This is a genomic window from Salinicola aestuarinus (genome assembly GCF_003206645.1).
GTDB lineage: Bacteria > Pseudomonadota > Gammaproteobacteria > Pseudomonadales > Halomonadaceae > Salinicola > Salinicola aestuarinus.
The window spans coordinates 223,966-241,287 of sequence record NZ_PZJP01000008.1 but is presented as its reverse complement, the minus strand read 5'-3'; the positions used below and the strand labels follow the sequence as shown (position 1 = coordinate 241,287).

The 17,322-nt window shown below is 61.8% G+C and carries 18 protein-coding genes; 9 read left to right on the top strand and 9 right to left on the bottom strand.

Translation table 11 applies throughout. The features are described 5' to 3' along the window. Positions 1-7 precede the first annotated feature (7 nt). On the top strand, positions 8-895 hold the full coding sequence (locus tag DOM41_RS13055; RefSeq protein ID WP_110687292.1) for a GIY-YIG nuclease family protein: 888 nt from the start codon (positions 8-10) through the stop codon (positions 893-895). Between the two features lie 7 nt (positions 896-902). Here DOM41_RS13055 and DOM41_RS13050 read toward each other — a convergent pair whose 3' ends face one another. Further along, the gene (locus DOM41_RS13050; protein ID WP_245391844.1) at positions 903-1,694 is read right to left on the bottom strand and encodes an alpha/beta fold hydrolase; all 792 of its coding nucleotides are present in this window, start codon (positions 1,692-1,694) and stop codon (positions 903-905) included. 76 nt (positions 1,695-1,770) lie between these two features. Beyond that, a complete protein-coding gene (locus DOM41_RS13045) occupies positions 1,771-2,445 on the bottom strand; it encodes a 7-cyano-7-deazaguanine/7-aminomethyl-7-deazaguanine transporter (protein WP_110687291.1) in 675 nt (224 codons plus the stop codon). 267 nt (positions 2,446-2,712) lie between these two features. Here DOM41_RS13045 and DOM41_RS13040 point away from each other — a divergent pair, with 267 nt between their 5' ends. After that, complete coding sequence (locus tag DOM41_RS13040; protein ID WP_425353272.1) at positions 2,713-2,976, top strand: ArsR/SmtB family transcription factor; 264 nt, start codon at positions 2,713-2,715, stop codon at positions 2,974-2,976. A 35-nt stretch (positions 2,977-3,011) separates the two neighbouring features. Here the strand turns inward: DOM41_RS13040 and sohB are convergent, their stop codons facing one another. Further along, on the bottom strand, positions 3,012-4,064 hold the full coding sequence (gene sohB / locus DOM41_RS13035) for a protease SohB (protein WP_110687289.1): 1,053 nt from the start codon (positions 4,062-4,064) through the stop codon (positions 3,012-3,014). Positions 4,065-4,184: 120 nt separating this feature from the next. On the opposite strand from sohB, the gene DOM41_RS13030 reads away from it, so the two are divergent. After that, the gene (locus DOM41_RS13030) at positions 4,185-4,508 is read left to right on the top strand and encodes an SCP2 sterol-binding domain-containing protein (protein ID WP_110687288.1); all 324 of its coding nucleotides are present in this window, start codon (positions 4,185-4,187) and stop codon (positions 4,506-4,508) included. Positions 4,509-4,522: 14 nt separating this feature from the next. Here the strand turns inward: DOM41_RS13030 and nudC are convergent, their stop codons facing one another. The 4 genes from nudC to DOM41_RS13010 all read right to left on the bottom strand — a co-directional run bounded on the left by nudC (position 4,523) and on the right by DOM41_RS13010 (position 7,667). Next, the gene (nudC, locus tag DOM41_RS13025; protein ID WP_110687287.1) at positions 4,523-5,311 is read right to left on the bottom strand and encodes an NAD(+) diphosphatase; all 789 of its coding nucleotides are present in this window, start codon (positions 5,309-5,311) and stop codon (positions 4,523-4,525) included. Beyond that, positions 5,311-6,060 carry a DNA polymerase III subunit epsilon gene (dnaQ, locus tag DOM41_RS13020; protein WP_110687286.1) on the bottom strand — a complete coding sequence of 250 codons (750 nt, stop codon included), beginning with the start codon at positions 6,058-6,060 and terminating at the stop codon, positions 5,311-5,313. Before dnaQ ends, nudC begins: the two co-directional genes overlap by 1 nt. 94 nt (positions 6,061-6,154) lie before the next feature. Further along, positions 6,155-6,631, bottom strand: coding sequence for a ribonuclease HI (gene rnhA / locus DOM41_RS13015; RefSeq protein ID WP_110687285.1), 477 nt, complete (start codon positions 6,629-6,631; stop codon positions 6,155-6,157). A 133-nt stretch (positions 6,632-6,764) separates the two neighbouring features. Further along, positions 6,765-7,667 (bottom strand): methyltransferase domain-containing protein, encoded by a 903-nt coding sequence (locus DOM41_RS13010; protein ID WP_157956936.1) that lies wholly within the window; start codon positions 7,665-7,667, stop codon positions 6,765-6,767. 181 nt (positions 7,668-7,848) lie between these two features. On the opposite strand from DOM41_RS13010, the gene gloB reads away from it, so the two are divergent. The 6 genes from gloB to DOM41_RS12980 all read left to right on the top strand — a co-directional run bounded on the left by gloB (position 7,849) and on the right by DOM41_RS12980 (position 15,714). Then, on the top strand, positions 7,849-8,616 hold the full coding sequence (gloB, locus tag DOM41_RS13005) for a hydroxyacylglutathione hydrolase (RefSeq protein ID WP_110687283.1): 768 nt from the start codon (positions 7,849-7,851) through the stop codon (positions 8,614-8,616). Positions 8,617-8,789: 173 nt separating this feature from the next. Next, positions 8,790-10,001: a transglycosylase SLT domain-containing protein gene (locus DOM41_RS13000; RefSeq protein WP_245391843.1), complete on the top strand. Its 1,212-nt coding sequence runs from the start codon at positions 8,790-8,792 to the stop codon at positions 9,999-10,001. A gap of 60 nt (positions 10,002-10,061) precedes the next feature. Then, positions 10,062-11,954 carry an extracellular solute-binding protein gene (locus tag DOM41_RS12995; RefSeq protein WP_245391842.1) on the top strand — a complete coding sequence of 631 codons (1,893 nt, stop codon included), beginning with the start codon at positions 10,062-10,064 and terminating at the stop codon, positions 11,952-11,954. A gap of 9 nt (positions 11,955-11,963) precedes the next feature. Continuing rightward, the gene (locus tag DOM41_RS12990) at positions 11,964-13,037 is read left to right on the top strand and encodes a microcin C ABC transporter permease YejB (protein ID WP_110687282.1); all 1,074 of its coding nucleotides are present in this window, start codon (positions 11,964-11,966) and stop codon (positions 13,035-13,037) included. Further along, the gene (locus tag DOM41_RS12985) at positions 13,034-14,137 is read left to right on the top strand and encodes an ABC transporter permease (protein ID WP_245391841.1); all 1,104 of its coding nucleotides are present in this window, start codon (positions 13,034-13,036) and stop codon (positions 14,135-14,137) included. Before DOM41_RS12990 ends, DOM41_RS12985 begins: the two co-directional genes overlap by 4 nt. After that, on the top strand, positions 14,134-15,714 hold the full coding sequence (locus tag DOM41_RS12980) for an ABC transporter ATP-binding protein (protein WP_110687281.1): 1,581 nt from the start codon (positions 14,134-14,136) through the stop codon (positions 15,712-15,714). Before DOM41_RS12985 ends, DOM41_RS12980 begins: the two co-directional genes overlap by 4 nt. A 60-nt stretch (positions 15,715-15,774) precedes the next feature. Here the strand turns inward: DOM41_RS12980 and DOM41_RS12975 are convergent, their stop codons facing one another. After that, entirely contained in the window at positions 15,775-16,479 is a 705-nt protein-coding gene (locus DOM41_RS12975) for a pseudouridine synthase (RefSeq protein WP_342588153.1), read from the bottom strand. Next, positions 16,476-17,282, bottom strand: coding sequence for an amidohydrolase (locus DOM41_RS12970; RefSeq protein ID WP_110687280.1), 807 nt, complete (start codon positions 17,280-17,282; stop codon positions 16,476-16,478). The genes DOM41_RS12975 and DOM41_RS12970 overlap by 4 nt, the downstream gene beginning before the upstream one ends. Positions 17,283-17,322 lie beyond the last annotated feature (40 nt).

Genomic DNA, 17,322 nt, shown 5'->3' with positions numbered 1-17,322 from the left:
TGAATGCATGACCGCCAAACTCAGTCTGTACGATCCCCGCAAGGATCCGACCCACGCGCTGCCAAGCGTCGGCTTTGATGCGCTGGCCGAGCTCCCGGCTCGGCCAGGCGTCTATGTTTTCTTCGGTTTGAACGACCTGGCGCTCTACGTGGGGAAGAGCATCGATATTCGCCAGCGGGTACGTACCCACGTCCGCGACCCGGCCGCCAATCGTCATCGGCAGATGATGGCGCAGACCGAGCGCATTGCCTGGATGCGTACCAGCGGCGATTTGGGCGCGCAGTTGCTCGAGGCGGATCTGATCAAACGCTGGGTGCCGCTATATAACCGGCAGCTACGCAAGCGAATACGGCTGGTGAGCTGGAACTGGCCCGATGGTGAAACGCAGCCTCAATTGACCGACGGTCAGTGGGTCGTTACCGCGCGTTCGCACCTCTACGGTCTTTTTCGCAATCGCCGTGACGGCCAGATGACACTGCGCGACATCGCCAACCAGGAGGGGCTGTGTCTGCGCGTACTGGGGCTGGAAGCGGGCAAGGGTCGCTGCTTCGGCTATCAGATCGGGCGCTGCCGGGGCGCTTGCTGCGGTGAAGAAACGCTGGCCGCCCACACCGCCCGGGCAAGGGCGGCGATGGAGCGACTACGTATCGAAAACTGGCCGTGGCCGGGACGGGTCGCCTTTCGCGAAGACGGCACGGCGAACGAAGCGAGTTTCCATATCGTGGACCACTGGCACTATCAGGGCAGCGTTTCGCGCCTGGAACAGCTGGAGACACTGCCCGACTCTCGTGGCTTTGACATCGATACCTACCGCATACTCAACCGGTTTCTCGGGCGTAGGGATGCCAGTATCGAGGTGATCCCCGTGGATGGCGACGCCGAGCCTCTCGCCTAGCGGTTTTTCAGGCTGAAGACTGGAGGAAGTGGTCGATGCGTTCACGAAATGCCTCGGGCTGCTCGGCGTGTAACCAGTGGCCAGCGCCTTCAAGCGTCTCGAGGGTGACATCGGTCAGTACCGCCTCGATGGCCTCGCGGTGAGCGTCTTGCACGTAGGACGATGCGCCCCCGCGAATCACTAGTGAAGGCCCGTCGAACGTCTCGTTGCCGCCCGGTGGCGCGATGATATCTGCATAGCCCGCCTCGATCTCGTCAAGCCCGACCCGCCACGTCATGATGCCGTCGTCACCTTTAATCAGGTTGGTGGCGAGGAACTGACGCGTCGGAGTCGATTCGATCACCTCCGACATCAGCGTATTTGCCTCGCTTCGAGAGGTCGGCGACCCGGCCTCGACGCGTCGCATCGCCTCGAAAACCTCGTCATGCCCATGTTCGTAGGCGACCGGCGCGATGTCCGCAACGACCAGATGCGCCACCCGCCCCGGCTGCAGCCGCGCGAGCGTCATCGCGACCTTGCCGCCCATCGAATGTCCTAAAAGATTCACACGCTCGAGACCGAGCGACGCCAGTAGCTCGAGCACATCATTGGCCATGGCCTCATAGCTCATGCCACGGCCATGCGGGGAACGGCCATGGTTGCGCAGGTCCACGGCGACCACACGCTGCCTGGCCTGCCACTGTTTGATGTGAGAACGCCAATTGTCGGCGCTACCCATGAGCCCGTGAAGAATGACCAGAGGCGTCGTGCCAGAGGGCATTTCGGTGGAATCGGCAGTGTCGGTGGCGTGAAGTCGCAAATCCGTTCTCCTCGTCGTTCTAACGTCGTTCTAACGTCCGTGGCGGCAAGGATATCAGACCCGTCGCAGGGCGATGTCAGGAACGCGAGGCTCTCCCCGGCAAACCCTCTATCCGCTCAGTGAACAGTCGCCGACTGAGCCACGCCAGCAGCACGCCGTAAAGCGGCAGAAAGAACGCCAGACTGATCGCCAACTTGACGCCATAGTCGAACCAGGCGATGCCGACCCAGTGCTCTCGCATGAAGGCATCCGGCCCTTGCCAGAAGGCGATGGAGAAGAAGGCGAAGGTATCCGCCAGATTGCCGAGGATCGTCGAGAGCGTCGGCGCCACCCACCAGGCCCGCAGTCGTCGCAGGCGGTCGAAGACATGAATGTCGAGCAGCTGGCCGAGGACATAGGCCATGAAGCTGGCCAGCGCTATTCGGCCGACGAACAGGTTCCAGCTCCCCAGCGCCTCAAGTCCCTGGAACTGCCCCTGCTGGAACAGCACCGAAATGACATAGGAGACGAGCAGTGCCGGCAACATCACGCCGGCAATCAGCCGCCGTGCCGACGATTTACCGAACAGGCGCACTGTCAGGTCGGTGGCCAGAAAGATGAAGGGAAAGCTGAAGGCGCCCCAGGTGGTATGTAGCCCCCAGAGCGTGAATGGTAGCTGCACCAGATAATTGCTCGCCGTAATGATGACGACGTGAAAAGTGATCAACCACCACAAGGCGTGGCGGATTTGGCGATCATCGAGCTTGAGCATGTCGAACCTTTTTCGTGTGCCGTGGCTGGCCGAGGGGTAAGGGAACCCTCGAAGGACGGAGGTTGAAGCGGGCGCGGATTATAAAGAGTTGAGGTCGAATTCTCCATCGAGAAACGCCTAAAATGTTTGTAACTCTAAGTTACATTAGCTAGGATGCCGTGGCCTGCAACAGAACGTTCAGCGCCGGAACTCCGCCGTCAGCGGATGCAGTAGAAGATCATGGCCCCTACGCGCTCCAACTCCCCTACCCTATTGACCGAAGCCCAAATGGCACCCACCACAGCGCTGCTTAAGGCGATGGCCAACGAGAGTCGGCTGCGGATTCTCTGCCTACTGATCGAGGGCGAGCAGTGCGTCACGCAGATCAACCGGCGATTGGGAATGAGTCAGTCCGCCCTGTCGCAGCATCTCGCCGTACTGCGACACGAAACACTGGTCGAAACACGGCGAAGTGCTCAGACCATCTACTACTCGTTAAAAGGCAACGCGGCCTGGCACGTCATCGCCGCCCTTGCCACCTTGCCGCATTGAAAGCCCATCACTAGCGGCGGCGTCTAACAGGGAATTCAGCGCCGCTGCCAGCGCAGGTCGTCCACCCGTTCGATCATTCGGTCGAGGCCCCGTTCGACGCTCCCCTCGGCGCTTTTGGTGAATCGGCCCAGCATCCCGCGGCGGGTCTTGAGCGATACCTTTAACACTCGACTGCGCGCGTCCAACTTGTCTGCCAGGTAGGCATCACTCGTGCCAATGGCGTCGATCAGGCCGGCGCCGAGCGCCTCACTGCCGTACCAGATTTCGCCGGTCGCGACTTGCTCGATGTCGAGGGTCGGACGTCTTGCCTGGACGTAGTGCTTGAAGAGCTCGTGGGTCGACTCGAGGTCCTCGCGAAATTTCTCGCGACCGGCTTCGTCGTTCTCGCCGAGCACGGTCAAAGTGCGCTTGTAGCGACCGGCGGTCAGCAGTTCGACGTCGACATCGTTCTTCTTGAGTAGACGGTGGAAGTTGGGAATTTGCGCTACCACACCGATCGAACCGATCACCGCAAACGGTGCCGCGATCAGGCGGTTGGCGCAGCATGCCATCATGTAGCCACCGCTGGCGGCGACCTTGTCGACGCAGACGGTCAGCGAGAGACCTGCGTCGCGTAGTCGATCCAGTTGCGCGGCGGCGAGTCCATAGCTATGCACTAACCCACCACCGGACTGCAGGCGCATGACCACCTCGTCGCCTTCGCGGGCTTCCCCGATCAGAAGCGTCACCAGCTCGGCAAGCGCCGAGGTCCCGGTGGCTTTGAGGTCCCCCTCGAAGTCGAGCACCCAGACTCGAGATGCCGCGCTCGCGCTATCTTGCTGCCTCGGTGCCTTGCGCTCCGCCTTGAGCGTCCGGCGCATCGCCTTGGCGACGGCGCGTCGCCGGTGCCTGGGCTCGGCTGCCAGGCTTAGCTGACGGCGCCGCTTGGCGAACCGCTCATCGAGCTCACTGATCTCGAGCGTCGCGTCGCTCCCGGACTCGCGCTTTCGACGCCCGAGGGCCAGCAGCCCGAGCACGACGCCCAGGGCAATCACCAGCGTCGCGGTCTTTGCCAGAAACAGGCCATAGTCGGCCAGCCATTCACTCACAGGCTTCTCCTTCGGGTCTCATCGGATTCCCTTGTGCATTCCGCTAGTGGCAATTCCCTGACGGTTGCATCCCGTCCGAGGCAATGATTTGCTTGCTCAACTTCAACGCGGAGACTCTCGATGGACGACGAACAACTTATCGACAGACTGCATGCCCGATTCGACCCCGCCGCCGCGGGCGATCTCGTCGCGGTGTATCAGTTCGAGCTCAGCGACGTGGAGGATTACTACGTGACGATCGACCACGGTTCGCTGGATATCTGCCCGGGCACCCACACCGATCCCAGCGTGACCATTGCCAGCGACACCGCCTCGCTGATGAAACTGGTCAAGAAAGAGCTCAACGCCATGCAGGCGCTGCTCAGCGGCCGCGTCAAGGTCAAGGGTGACATCGGCCTTGCCAGCCGCCTGCCCAAGCTTTTCGGCAAATCCCGCACGGCCTGAGGCTGGGCGCAAGACTAGCGTGTCGCGACGGCGCTACGGTGCGTCTCGATCAGCTGACGCGAGATCGAGTAGATCGGCGGCAGCTCCGGCACCCGCTCCGGCGTAAACCAGGCGGCGTCGGCAATCTCTACCCCGTCGATATGAATGCGTCGGCTCGTCGCTTCGGCGAAAAAACCCATCATCAGCGAGTGAGGGAATGGCCAGGACTGGCTTTTGAAAAAGCTGACCCGACCAACGTCGACCCCCACCTCTTCCATGACCTCTCGCCGGATTGCCGCTTCCACGGCTTCGCCGGGTTCAATGAATCCGGCCAGCGTCGAGTAACGTCGCGGCGGAAAGCGCGGGCTACGCGCCAGCAGCATCTCTCGCCCGAAGGTCACCAGCGTAATGATGCACGGCGAGATCCGAGGATAGCCGCGCAGGCTGCAGTGATCGCACTGCATCGCGAACTCGTGCATCAGGCGGCGGGTTTCATGACCGCAGCGACCGCAGAAGCGATGATCTCTGGCCCAGCGGACGACCTGAAGCGCGGTGGCGAGTAGCTCGCCGTGTCCTGCCGAGGTCATCGCCAGCCACTCTCTCGCTGCTGGCCAGGAGGCCATGCCCTCCTCGGCGCCGCCCGTTTCCGGACTCACCGCCACGGGTTCGTCTTGCCAGTAGCCGAGTCGCAGTGCCCCATGGGGCCAGGTATCGACGTAGTCGAGAAAACCGTCCCCGGCAGCGTCAGGCGCCACGCCCTCATCGTTCATGCGGATGAGCCACCCCCCTGGGGTCGCCTCCGGCGGCATGTCACGGCGAAACATCAAAGCGTGTCCTTCTGCGACATTGCATCCCAGTGACACTGACCCGCGGACTCACGGATCTGATCGAGACGACGGCGGTGGTCCTCCCACTCAGCCTCGCTCGGGCGAGCGACAACCAGGGGCGTCGCAGCACGATCGAGTCGCTGAACGCCACCCCGCTTGTCACCGCTCTGCTGGGCGCCGTTATCCTCCTGTCCGGCGAGCGACAACGCCGTCTGCCCACCGGTCATCGCCAGATACACGTCGGCGAGAATCTCGGAGTCCAGCAGCGCCCCATGTAGCACGCGCTGACCATTGTCGACGGCATAGCGCTTACAGAGGGCATCCAGACTATTGCGCTGGCCCGGGTGCATTCGACGCGCCATCGTCAGCGTGTCGAGGACGTCACAGTGATCGGCAACCGGGCCGATGACCGGTTCACCGCGTGCGCGATTCAGTAATCGAAATTCGTGATCGAAAAACCCCACGTCGAATGGGGCATTATGGATGACCAGCTGGGCACCCCGCATGAACTCCCAGAGCTCATCGGCAATCTTGGCAAAAACGGGCTCGTCAGCGACGCGCTCGTTGGTGATGCCGTGGATCCCGATGGCTTCGGCCTCGATCTCCCGCTCGGGGTTCACGTACTGATGATAGGTTCGCCCGGTAAACCGGCGATTGACCAGCTCGATACCACCGATCTCGATGATGCGGTGGCCTTCGCGTGGGTCGATACCCGTGGTTTCCGTATCCATGACGATCTGGCGCATGACTCTCTCCTCGGCGGCCGACGCTTCGGGTGGCGCCGGCGCTGACTTTCATTCTAAGCGCCGAATCCGGCTGGACTCGACGGGGCGACACGCGTCAGCGCGACGCTGCGACCACTTCATCGATCGCCTCATTCACCAGGCGGTCAGCAGCTTCGTTACCCTCGTGGCCGCTATGCCCCTTCACCCAGTGCCACTCGACGCTATGCCGCTCGGTCTCGGCCAACAGCGCACGCCAGAGCTCGGCGTTCTTGACCGGCTGTTTGGCTGCAGTCTGCCAGCCCCGCTTCTTCCAGCCATGTATCCACTCGGTGATTCCCTTGCGCACGTATTGGGAATCGGTCCATAGCGCGACCCGGCACGGTCGGTCCAGCGTGCGAAGCGCTTCAATGGCCGCGGTCAACTCCATCCGGTTATTCGTGGTATCACGCTCGCCCCCCTTGAGGGTCTTGCGATGTCGGCCCGCTTCAAGCAGCGCGCCCCAGCCGCCCGGGCCTGGATTTCCCCGGCAGCCGCCGTCGGTGTAGATGGTCACATTGGGCGTGGGGGCGTCTTCAAATGACTGGTCTGACAAGAGTGGCGTCTCTCTCTGGGTCTATCAATGGAACGGTCTATCGATGAATCGATCATTGAGGCCTGGCGGACGAGTCGGTGAGCCATGACGTAACCGCAACACTCGACGACCCACGAGGCATACGGGCATCGCGTCAGCGTTCGGTCGCGTCACGTTCGATAACACCTCGGCTATCTCGCTCGGATCTCGCGGCAAGCCGACCGAGCGAGGCGTCGTCACGTCGGTTGCCATCGATGCTCGGCGGCGCGAGACGTTTCGTTCCCGGGGATTCGATACGCCCGCTGGACGGTGAAGCGACTCGCGTCGCTTCTCGCGGCGCCAGTCCACTCCAGGCGCCGCTGCGGACTTCGGCGAGTTTTGACTGGCGTAAACGCAGCGGCTGGACGGGTATAGACCGCTGCTTGGCAACCAGCAGGTAGGCCTGAGCCACTGGCAGATTGTAGCGTCTGCCGAGCGTTTCCAGGCGCCGGCTGCCGCGTCGTCGTCCCGGCCAAGCGAAGCCGCAGTAGTCTACCCGCTCGATCTCGAAGTCGACAAACGCGAGCCAGTCACCAAGACGCCTGGGCGTGCGCCAGGTTTGCCGCCAGGGCTCGGGACGCCGGTTCGGCGGGAAGCTCGCCATGCCCAGGGGATGCCAGCCAAAGATGATCAGCCGGCCATCGGCACGTGTCACGCGGGCGGCTTCCTGCAGTAGACGGTGGGGACTCTCCACTGCCTCGAGTAGATGATGAATGACGGTCAGGTCCAGCGCATCATCGGCGAGCGGCAGGCGCTCGGGCAGGCAAACCAGCGTTTGTGGCGCGCGCACGAGCGACTCTGCCGGCGCCCATTGAAGCGCCTTGCGAACCGGGCACATGTCACTGATCCACTCCGCCATACCCAGTTGCAGGCTCACCGCCCCCCGGCGCTGCTCGCAATGGGGGCCAAGACAGGCACGTTCCAAGGACCATAGCGAACGGCCGGGCTCCGTTTCCCAGAACCGGCGACCCTGTTGGACCGCGTTGACGAGATGACTCGCGACTGGCGTATTTGACACGGGCGGTTCAACTCCCCAAGGTTGTCGGCTTTTCATAGGGCAACGTGCTTTTCGTGGCCCTTGTCATGGCCCCGATGGCCAAGGCGCAAGAAATCGCTGCGAACTTTGCCATCCCCAGTAGCATCCAGGCTATCGATGTTCTTGAGATGATGCCGAACGCTCACCCAACGAGGATGATCCTATGTTGACCGTCATACCCATCCCCGCGCTTCAGGACAACTATATCTGGGTGCTTCGTCAGGAAGCCACACCCAACGTCGCGGTGGTCGACCCCGGCGACGCACGTCCGGTGGTCGAGTGGCTCGAGCGGGAGAACGCGACGCTTGAAGCCGTGTTGATCACGCATCATCACCAGGATCATACCGGTGGCCTGGCCGAGCTCGTCGAACGCTACGCGCCCGTGGTGTACGGCCCGGACAACCCGGCAATCGAAGGCGTCCAGCAGGTAATGCGGCAGGACGACGAGTGTCATGTTCTGGGCCAGCGTTTCGAGGTCCACACCGTCCCCGGTCACACGCTGGACCATATCGCCTTCCACGCCGCCGGCACGCCAGGGCTGCTGTTTGCTGGCGATACGCTGTTCTCCGGCGGGTGCGGTCGGCTCTTCGAGGGCACGCCAGCCCAGATGCAGGCATCGCTTGCCAAGTTTGCGCCGCTGGACGGCGACACGCAGGTATTTGCCGCCCATGAATACACACTGTCCAATTTGGCTTTCGCCGCCGCCGCCGAGCCGGACAATGCGGTTCGTGATGACTATCGACGCGAATGCGAAGCCGCGCGCGATGCAGGCAGACCCACGCTACCCACGACGCTCGGCCGGGAACGCCAGATCAACCCGTTCTTGCGTCTCGACCAGCCCGGGCTTCGTCAGACATTGGCGTCACAGGGTGAAAGCGGCGACGAGACATCGGCGTTCGCAACGCTGCGGGCCTGGAAGGACCGCTTTTAAAGAGGGCGAGCCCCTCACGACCGCCGATACAGCAGGGAGCGCTGAATCGAGGACCGGTAGGATCAAGACTGACGTTCTGTAGGACAAGCTGCTACATCGACCCATGTCTGAAACGTGGGCGCTCGTCCCGACGACTGACCTACAGAACCGAGTACGGAAGAGATAGAGAGTTCATGATGTTCCCTTTGCGCCGCTATCGGGCCCTGCTGAGTCTCGCGAGCGGTATTTGTTTGCTCGCCACACCGACTTTCGCGGCGGCTCACGCCGCCCCCCTCGCCGCCGACACTGACGGCGCTGCCACGCACGCCTCGCCGGACGCCAGCGGCGGTCCGGTGTCGGCACTGCCGCGAAGCGCCACTTTCTGGTCCCAACTGGTTCTGGAGAGGCAGCCCATTCCGGATGCCTGGAGCCGGCTTCGCGACGACTTTGCACTGTCTCACGAGATCGAAAACCCTCGCGTCGCGGAGTGGCTGGAGTGGTACCGCGAGCATCCGCATCACGTCGAGCGCGTTGCGCTCGAAGCACGTCCCTGGCTTCACTGGATCAGCAAGCGACTCGAGGCGAAAGACATGCCGGGAGAGATCGCCCTGCTGCCGTTCATCGAAAGCGGCTACGATCCCACGGCCGCCAACCCCAGCGGTGCCACTGGGCTTTGGCAATTCATGCCGCGTACCGGCGATGCCATGGGGCTGGAACGCACCGACTGGTATGACGGCCGCCGCGACGTGCTGGCGGCAACGGATGCCGCGCTCTCCTATCTGCGACAGCTCGCCGATCGTTGGTACGACGGCAACATGCTGTTGAGTCTTGCCGGCTATAACGCCGGCGCCGGCACCGTGAATGCCGCTCGCCGTGCCGCCGCCAACCGGGGAGAGCCGATCGACTACTGGCACCTTCGTTTGCCGTCGGAGACGATGGATTATGTGCCGCGACTGCTGGCGCTGTCGGAAGTGGTCGCCCACCCGGCGCGTTACGGTGTCGCTCTGCCGTCGATTCCGGACCGCACCGAGTTTGTTAAAGTCGACACCGCCGGCCCGCTGACGCTCTCGATGGCGGCTGAACTCTCGGGCATCGACGCCGAGGAATTGAAAACACTCAATCCAGGATTCAAGCGCAGCGCCACGCGACCGCGTGATGACGCCAGCCTGGTACTGCCGATCTCGGCAAAATCACGGTTTCTGGCTAATCTCGATGCCGTACCCGATTCCGAGCGCAGCGTTATGAATCGGTACGTGGTTAAGCGAGGGGACACGCTCTCGGCAATCGCTGCGCATTTTGGTGCAAGCGTCGCCGAAATTCGCCGGAGCAACGGAATCTCGGGGAACATTATCCGACCCGGTCAGACTCTGGTCGTGCCCGCGCAAGCGCTAGCCAGCAGGCATTGATCTCTCGCTTGCCCGACGACAATCAGAACGGGGTGCCCACGCCCGTTGGAGAAACGCGGTATGACGAATCGTTCCTGGAATGCCGCGCTTCTCACGCTAATTTGCGGCCTTCTCGTCTCGATGGCAACGCCGACTCGCGGTCTCGCCGATACTCTGTCCCAGAGCGAGGCAGCCGCTCGCACCGACTCTTCACCGCCCCGGGTGGCCACCGTTCATGCCCTGGCGCTCTACGACGATCCCGCCCTCCCCGAGGATTTTGACCAGCTCCCTTACGTCAATCCCAGCGCGCCGAAAGGCGGTACACTTCGTCGTGCCGCCAGCGGCAGCTTCGACTCCACCAATCCCTTCATCATCCAAGGGTCGCCCGCCGACGGACTCGCCCAACTCTACGACACGTTGATGGAGTCGAGCGCTGACGAGCCATTCACCATGTATGGCCTGCTGGCCGGTGGGATTCGTCTCGACACCCAACGCCACTGGATGGAGATCGATCTTCGCCCCGAGGCACGCTTTCATGATGGCACGCCGGTGACCGCGGACGACGTCATCTTCAGCTTCCAGCTCCTGCGGGAGAAAGGGCAGCCTTTCTACCGGGCCTACTACGCCGGCGTCGAGAGTGTCACGGCAGTTGATGAGAGGACAGTGCGCTTCGCGTTCCCCGATAACCAGTCGCGGGAGCTACCACTGATCCTTGGCCAACTCCCGGTCCTGCCCAAGCATTACTGGTCAAATCGAGACTTCACGCGGCCGACGCTGGAAGCACCGCTCGGCTCGGGTCCCTACGAAGTCGCCAGCATCGACCCCGGACGGCAGATCGTCTATCGGCGCGTGACGCATTACTGGGGGCGTGATCTGCCGATCAATCGTGGGCGCTACAATATCGACCGTCTGGTCTATGACTATTTTCGCGATCAGTCGGTGGCACTGGAGGCGTTTCTTGCCGGCGCGCTGGACCTGCGGCTCGAGGGCAGCGCCAAGAACTGGGCGACGGCCTACGAGACGCCCGCGGTACACGACGGCGCCATCGAGCAACTGGTCATTCCCGACGGCCAGCCTGCCGGCATGCAGGGGTATGTCATCAATACGCGCAGACCCCAGCTTCAGGATCCACGCGTGCGCCGGGCACTCTCGCTCGCGTTCGATTTCGAGTGGCTCAATCAACACCTGTTCTACGGTGTTTACACACGCACGCACAGCTACTTCGAGAGTTCGGAGATGGCAGCAACGGGGTTAGCCGTGGGCGAGGAAGCCGCCCTGCTGGCGCCCTTTGCAGACAAACTCCCGGAGGGTGTCCTTGATCAGGCCCTGCCGATTCCGCAGCCGGAGGGCCTACGCCCTCGCCTGCGGGAAGCACTCACGCTGCTGCGTGAGGCAGGCTACGAGGTTCGCAACGATGCTCTGGTCGATCGCGATACCGGGCGCCCTTTCACGCTGGAATTTTTGCTGTACGACAGCCAGTGGGAACGCATCACGCAGCCCTACGTGCGGAATCTTGAGCGCCTGGGCATTCACGCGCGTATCCGCTTGGTCGACGTCAATCAGTATCTCGATCGACTGCGGCGGTTCCAGTTTGACATGGTGGTCGGCAGTTTTCCTCAGTCCGCCAACCCGGGCAACGAGCAGCGGGATTTTTGGCAAAGCGACTACGCCGATGCACCGCAGAGCCGAAATCTGGCTGGAGTACGCGACCCCGTGGTCGATGCGCTGGTAGACGATCTGATCGCCGCGGACGCACGCGATGCGCTGGATGCCGCTGCCCGCGCCCTCGATCGGGTCTTGCGCTGGGGCTTCTACGTTGTTCCGCAGTGGAATTTCGAGGGCACTCGTATCGCTGTCTGGGACAAGTTCGACTACCCGCAGCCCTTCCCTCGCTATACGCGGGACCTCAGCATCTGGTGGGTGGATCCGGAGCGAGCGGCCCAGGTGCGTTCCCGTCAGCGCGGAGAGGAGTGAGGGCCAAACATGGCGAGCTATCTGGTGCGACGTCTGCTGCTCATGATCCCGACGCTGTTCGGGATTCTGCTGCTCAATTTTGTCATCGTGCAGGCCGCGCCAGGCGGCCCCATCGATCAGATGATGGCCCGTTTCGAGGGGTTGAGCAGTGGCGCGAGCACCGGTCTCGAGGGGGGTGGCGGTGATAGCGTCGGCGGCAGTGGCGCGCAGCGCCTGCAGGGCATCAACGATGAGCTGCGCGAGGCGCTCAACAAGGAATATGGCTTCGATCAACCCGCGTGGCAGCGCTTCGCGGTGATGCTCAAAAACTATGCGAGCTTCGATCTCGGCGAAAGCCTCTTCCGCGGACGACCGGTCATCGACCTCATCATCGATCGCCTGCCGGTTTCGATCTCATTGGGTCTCTGGACCACATTGCTGGTTTACCTGATCTCCATTCCGCTCGGCATTCGCAAGGCGCTGCGTCACGGCAGCGCTTTTGACGTCTGGTCATCGGGGGTCGTCGTCGTGGGCTACGCGATTCCCGGCTTCCTCTTCGCCATCCTGATGATCGTCGTGTTTGCCGGCGGCAGCTATCTGAACTGGTTTCCGCTGCGGGGTTTGACCTCGACGAACTTCGACCAGCTGAGCTTGCTGGACAAGATTCAAGATTATTTTTGGCACATCGCACTGCCGGTAGTGGCATCGGCGGTGGGCAGCTTTGCCACGTTGACCATGCTGACCAAGAACAGCTTTCTCGATGAAATTCACAAGCAGTACGCAATGACGGCACGATCGAAAGGTGCCTCAGAACAGCGTGTTCTTTATGGTCATGTGTTTCGCAATGCGATGCTGATCATCATTGCGGGGATGCCGGCTGCGCTGATCGGGATCTTTTTCACCGGTTCACTGCTGATCGAGGTGATTTTCTCCCTCGATGGGCTGGGGCTTTTGGGTTTCGAGGCGGTAATGCAGAGAGACTATCCGTTGATCTTCGGCACGCTCTATCTCTACACGCTGATGGGGCTGTTGCTGAAACTGCTTTCCGACCTCACTTATGTCTGGGTCGATCCCCGAATCGACTTCGAGAGTCGGGAGGCATGATGCGCGTCTCGTCGCTGTTTCAGGCCGCCACCGTCAGATCCAAGCTGTCACCGATCACCCGTCGGCGGCTACGCGTCTTTGGCCATAACCGGCGTGCCGTCGTATCTCTCTGGCTCTTCGGCGTGCTCTTTGCACTGAGCCTCGCCGCAGAATTGATCAGTAACGACAAGCCGCTGGTCATGCAGTATCAGGGAGACTGGTATATACCGGTGGCGATAGACTATCCGGAAACGACTTTCGGCGGTTTCCTGCCAACCACCACCGACTACCATGACCCCTTCGTCAAATCGCAGATAGACGCTCACGGCTGGGCGATCTGGCCGCCGGTTCCCTTTGATTATCAGACGCTGGATCGAGATGTTGGCGGTCCCGTGCCCTCGCCGCCCAGCGCCCGACATTGGCTCGGAACGGACGATCAGGGTCGTGACGTCTTCGCTCGCGTGGTCTACGGTTTTCGCCTCTCGGTGGCTTTCGCTCTCGCCCTGACCACGGGCTCGCTCGTCATTGGCGTTGGCGTCGGTGCACTTCAGGGCTACTACGGCGGCAAGATCGATCTCATCGGCCAGCGTTTCATCGAAATCTGGTCCGGCCTCCCGGTACTTTTTCTACTGATTATCCTCGCGAGTCTGGTCGAGCCGAATATCTGGTGGCTACTCGGGATCATGCTGCTTTTCACCTGGCTGGGATTGGTGGATATCGTACGCGCCGAATTCCTTCGGGCGCGCAATTTGGACTATGTCCGTGCCGCTCGCGCCATGGGTCTGCCTTCGCGGCTAATCATGTGGCGCCACGTGCTGCCCAATGCCATGGTCGCGACGCTCACCTTCATACCGTTTCTCTTTACCGGGGCCATCACGACACTCACGGCGCTCGATTTTCTGGGTTTCGGGCTACCCCCAGGCTCCCCCTCCCTGGGCGAGCTTGTTGCCCAGGGCAAAAACAACCTGCAGGCACCATGGCTTGGCATTACGGCTTTCGTCACACTGAGTGTCATGTTGTCACTGCTGGTTTTCATCGGTGAAGGGCTGCGTGATGCCTTCGACCCGCGAATCAACGCTCCAGCATCGACGTCCGTCCGCGTGGAAAAGGATGCGCCATGAGCGATGTACCGGTTTTTGAGCTGCACGACTTTTCGATTCGCTTTGCGGACTACCGGGCTGTGGAGACGCTGGATCTAAAAGTCCACCGCGGCGAAACCGTGGCGATCGTCGGCGAGTCCGGCTCGGGTAAGTCGGTCAGTGTGCTAGGGGCAATGGGGCTGCTACCGCCCGGCGCCGAAGTCGGGGGCGAAAGGCGCTTCGAAGGGCGTGATCTTAACAGCCTGTCGAAACGCGCCTGGAACGCGCTGCGTGGCGGAAGAATCGGCTTCGTTTTCCAGGAGCCGATGACCTCGCTGAACCCGCTTCATACCGTCGGCAGGCAGCTACAAGAGACATTAAGGCTGCATCAAGGGCTACGCGGTCGCGAAGCGAAGCGGCGTAGCCGCGAACTGCTCGACCGGGTCCGCCTGCCCCGCGTCAACGACATGCTCGGGGCGAGACCCGATCAGCTCTCAGGCGGGCAGCGACAGCGTGTGATGATCGCCATCGCGATTGCCAACGCGCCGGCGCTCCTGATCGCCGACGAGCCAACTACTGCGCTCGATGTCACGGTGCAGCGCGAAATTCTGGGGCTCCTCGACACGTTGCGGCGAGAAGAGGGAATGGGTCTACTGCTTATCAGCCACGACTTGAATCTGGTTAAGTCCCACGCCGACCGAGTCGTGGTAATGAAATCCGGAAGCGTGATCGAAACGGCGAGGACATCGGCGCTGTTCACCGCGCCACGAACGGCCTATAGCCGAGAGCTGATTGCGGCGGTCCCCGACGGCCATCCGCCGCCGGTAGTCGATGAAGCCCCAATACTCTTGGAAATTGATCGACTCGGCGTGCAGTTTCCTCGGCCCAAGCCACTGCTACGGCGTCGGCCGCTCGACTTTGTCGCGCTCGAGCCGCTGTCGATCTCGTTACGACAAGGTGAAACACTGGGGGTCGTGGGGGAATCCGGCTCGGGTAAATCCACCCTTGCTTTCGCGCTCCTACGGCTGGTCAGGGCGCATGGCAGGATCACCTTTGACGGCGAGCGCCTGGACCGCTTGAACGGCCGTGCTTTTCGTCAGCGCCGGCGACAGTTTCAGATCGTCTTTCAGGACCCCTTCGGTTCGTTATCCCCACGAATGTCGGTCGCTGACATTGTCAGTGAGGGATTACGCTTCCACCAGCCGGGGCTCTCTAACGCGCAGATCGACGCGCATGTCGGGGAAGCGTTGGCCGAAGTGGGTCTGCCCGCTCACTGTGGCGATCGCTATCCGCATGAGTTTTCCGGCGGCCAGCGACAGCGTATTGCCATTGCGCGGGCCGTGATTCTCAAACCCCGCCTACTCGTCCTCGACGAACCCACGTCGGCGCTGGATCGCACCGTGCAGAAACAGCTAGTGCAGCTACTGCGTGAGCTTCAAGCACGTCACCGAATCAGCTATCTCTTTATCAGTCATGACCTTGCCGTGGTTAGGGCCATGTCGCATCGTTTGATCGTGCTTAAGGATGGCGCCGTGGTCGAAACCGGGACGAGCGAGACGGTTTTCGATGCTCCTCGCTCGGCTTATACACGTTGTTTGATCGAAGCCGCGGGCATATGAGCTGTTAAGTTTCCGGTAAAAGATAACGGTATAAACATTAAGGCGACAAAGCGACGCTTTTTAGAAAGCCGCAATCTCTTCCGGTCGTAGATGGCGACATTCCCCGGGTTCGAGATCGGGATCGAGCTCGAGCGGACCGATCGCTTCACGATGCAGTGACGCGAGCGGATAGCCCACCGCCGTCATCATACGCCTCACCTGGTGGTAACGGCCTTCGGTGACACCGATCACGACGTCATGGTCGTCGAGGCGCTGGAACGTGGCCGGCTTAGTCGGTTTCTCTTCACCGTCGAGGGCAATGCCCTGCCCAAAACGGCGTTCGACGCGCTCAGCACTCGCTTCATCCATCGGCTCAATGAGCGTAGCGCGATAGCGTTTCAGGCAGTCACGATTGGGGGTGGTCACGCGATGGGTCCACTGGCCGTCATCGCTGATCAGCAGCAGCCCCGATGTTTCGACATCCAGGCGCCCCACCGGGTGCAGCCGCTCCGGCTGTTCGATCTCGATAAGGCTCAAAACCGACGGGTAGTGCGTCGGCTTCAACGAACACTCGACCCCCTCGGGCTTGTGCATCATCAGATAGCGAAAGCCCACCCTGGCAATGGCCTTTCCCTGCCACAGCACCTTCTGCTCGTCATCGACATGCAGCGCCCCACTGCGCACAGGCTCGCCGTCGACACTCACCTCCCCGCGTTTCAGCGCCTGCTTGGCCTGACTGCGTGTCAGCTCCGTGGACTCGCTCAAAAATCGATCCAAACGCATCATGATTTATCCAGTTGAAAACGGTCGGCATCTTGCCACGCGGGGAACTTATCGCGAAACCGATTCAGGCAGTTTATCGACAATGTCGCAGTCTCGACGAAGGCCCCGCCCGCCTCGCCATCGATCAGCGGCTCGCCTTTGAAGTCGACAAGCAGTGAATCGCCGGTGTATTGCAGTCCATTGCCATCGTCACCGATACGGTTGACGCCAACGACGTAGCTCAGATTCTCGACCGCCCGCGCTTGAAGTAGCGTGCGCCATGGCCGCCGGCGAGCCCCCGGCCAATTGGCGACGCACAGCAGAACGTCGTATTCGAAAGGTGCACCAGAGATCGGCTGCTGACGAAGCCAGACCGGAAATCGCAGGTCATAGCAGATGCTCAGCAAAATGCGAAAGCCGTTGAGCGTCACCACAACACGGTCACTGCCAGCCGTGTAATGCGTCGGCTCTTCCCCCATGCGGAAAAGGTGTCGCTTATCGTAGTGCGTCACTGCCCTATCGGGTGTGACCCAGTAGAGCCTGTTGTAACAGCGTCTGCCGTCATCGACCGCCAGACTGCCGGTGATGACGCAGCCACGCGCCGCCGCCTGCGCCTTCATCCACTCAAGGGTCGGGCCATCACCCGCCGGCTCGGCAAAACGCTCCGGGCGCATGGTAAAGCCTGTGGCGAACATCTCGGGCAGGACGATCAAGTCGGTCTGGCCGTCACCGAGTTCGCCAAGACACCCTTCCATCTTCTCTCGGTTGGCACCAGGGTCCTCCCAGTGAAGGTCGGTCTGAACCAGGCTGATACGTAGATCACTCATGAAACGTCTCCGCGGCGGCAGCTGCGATATGACCTGGCAA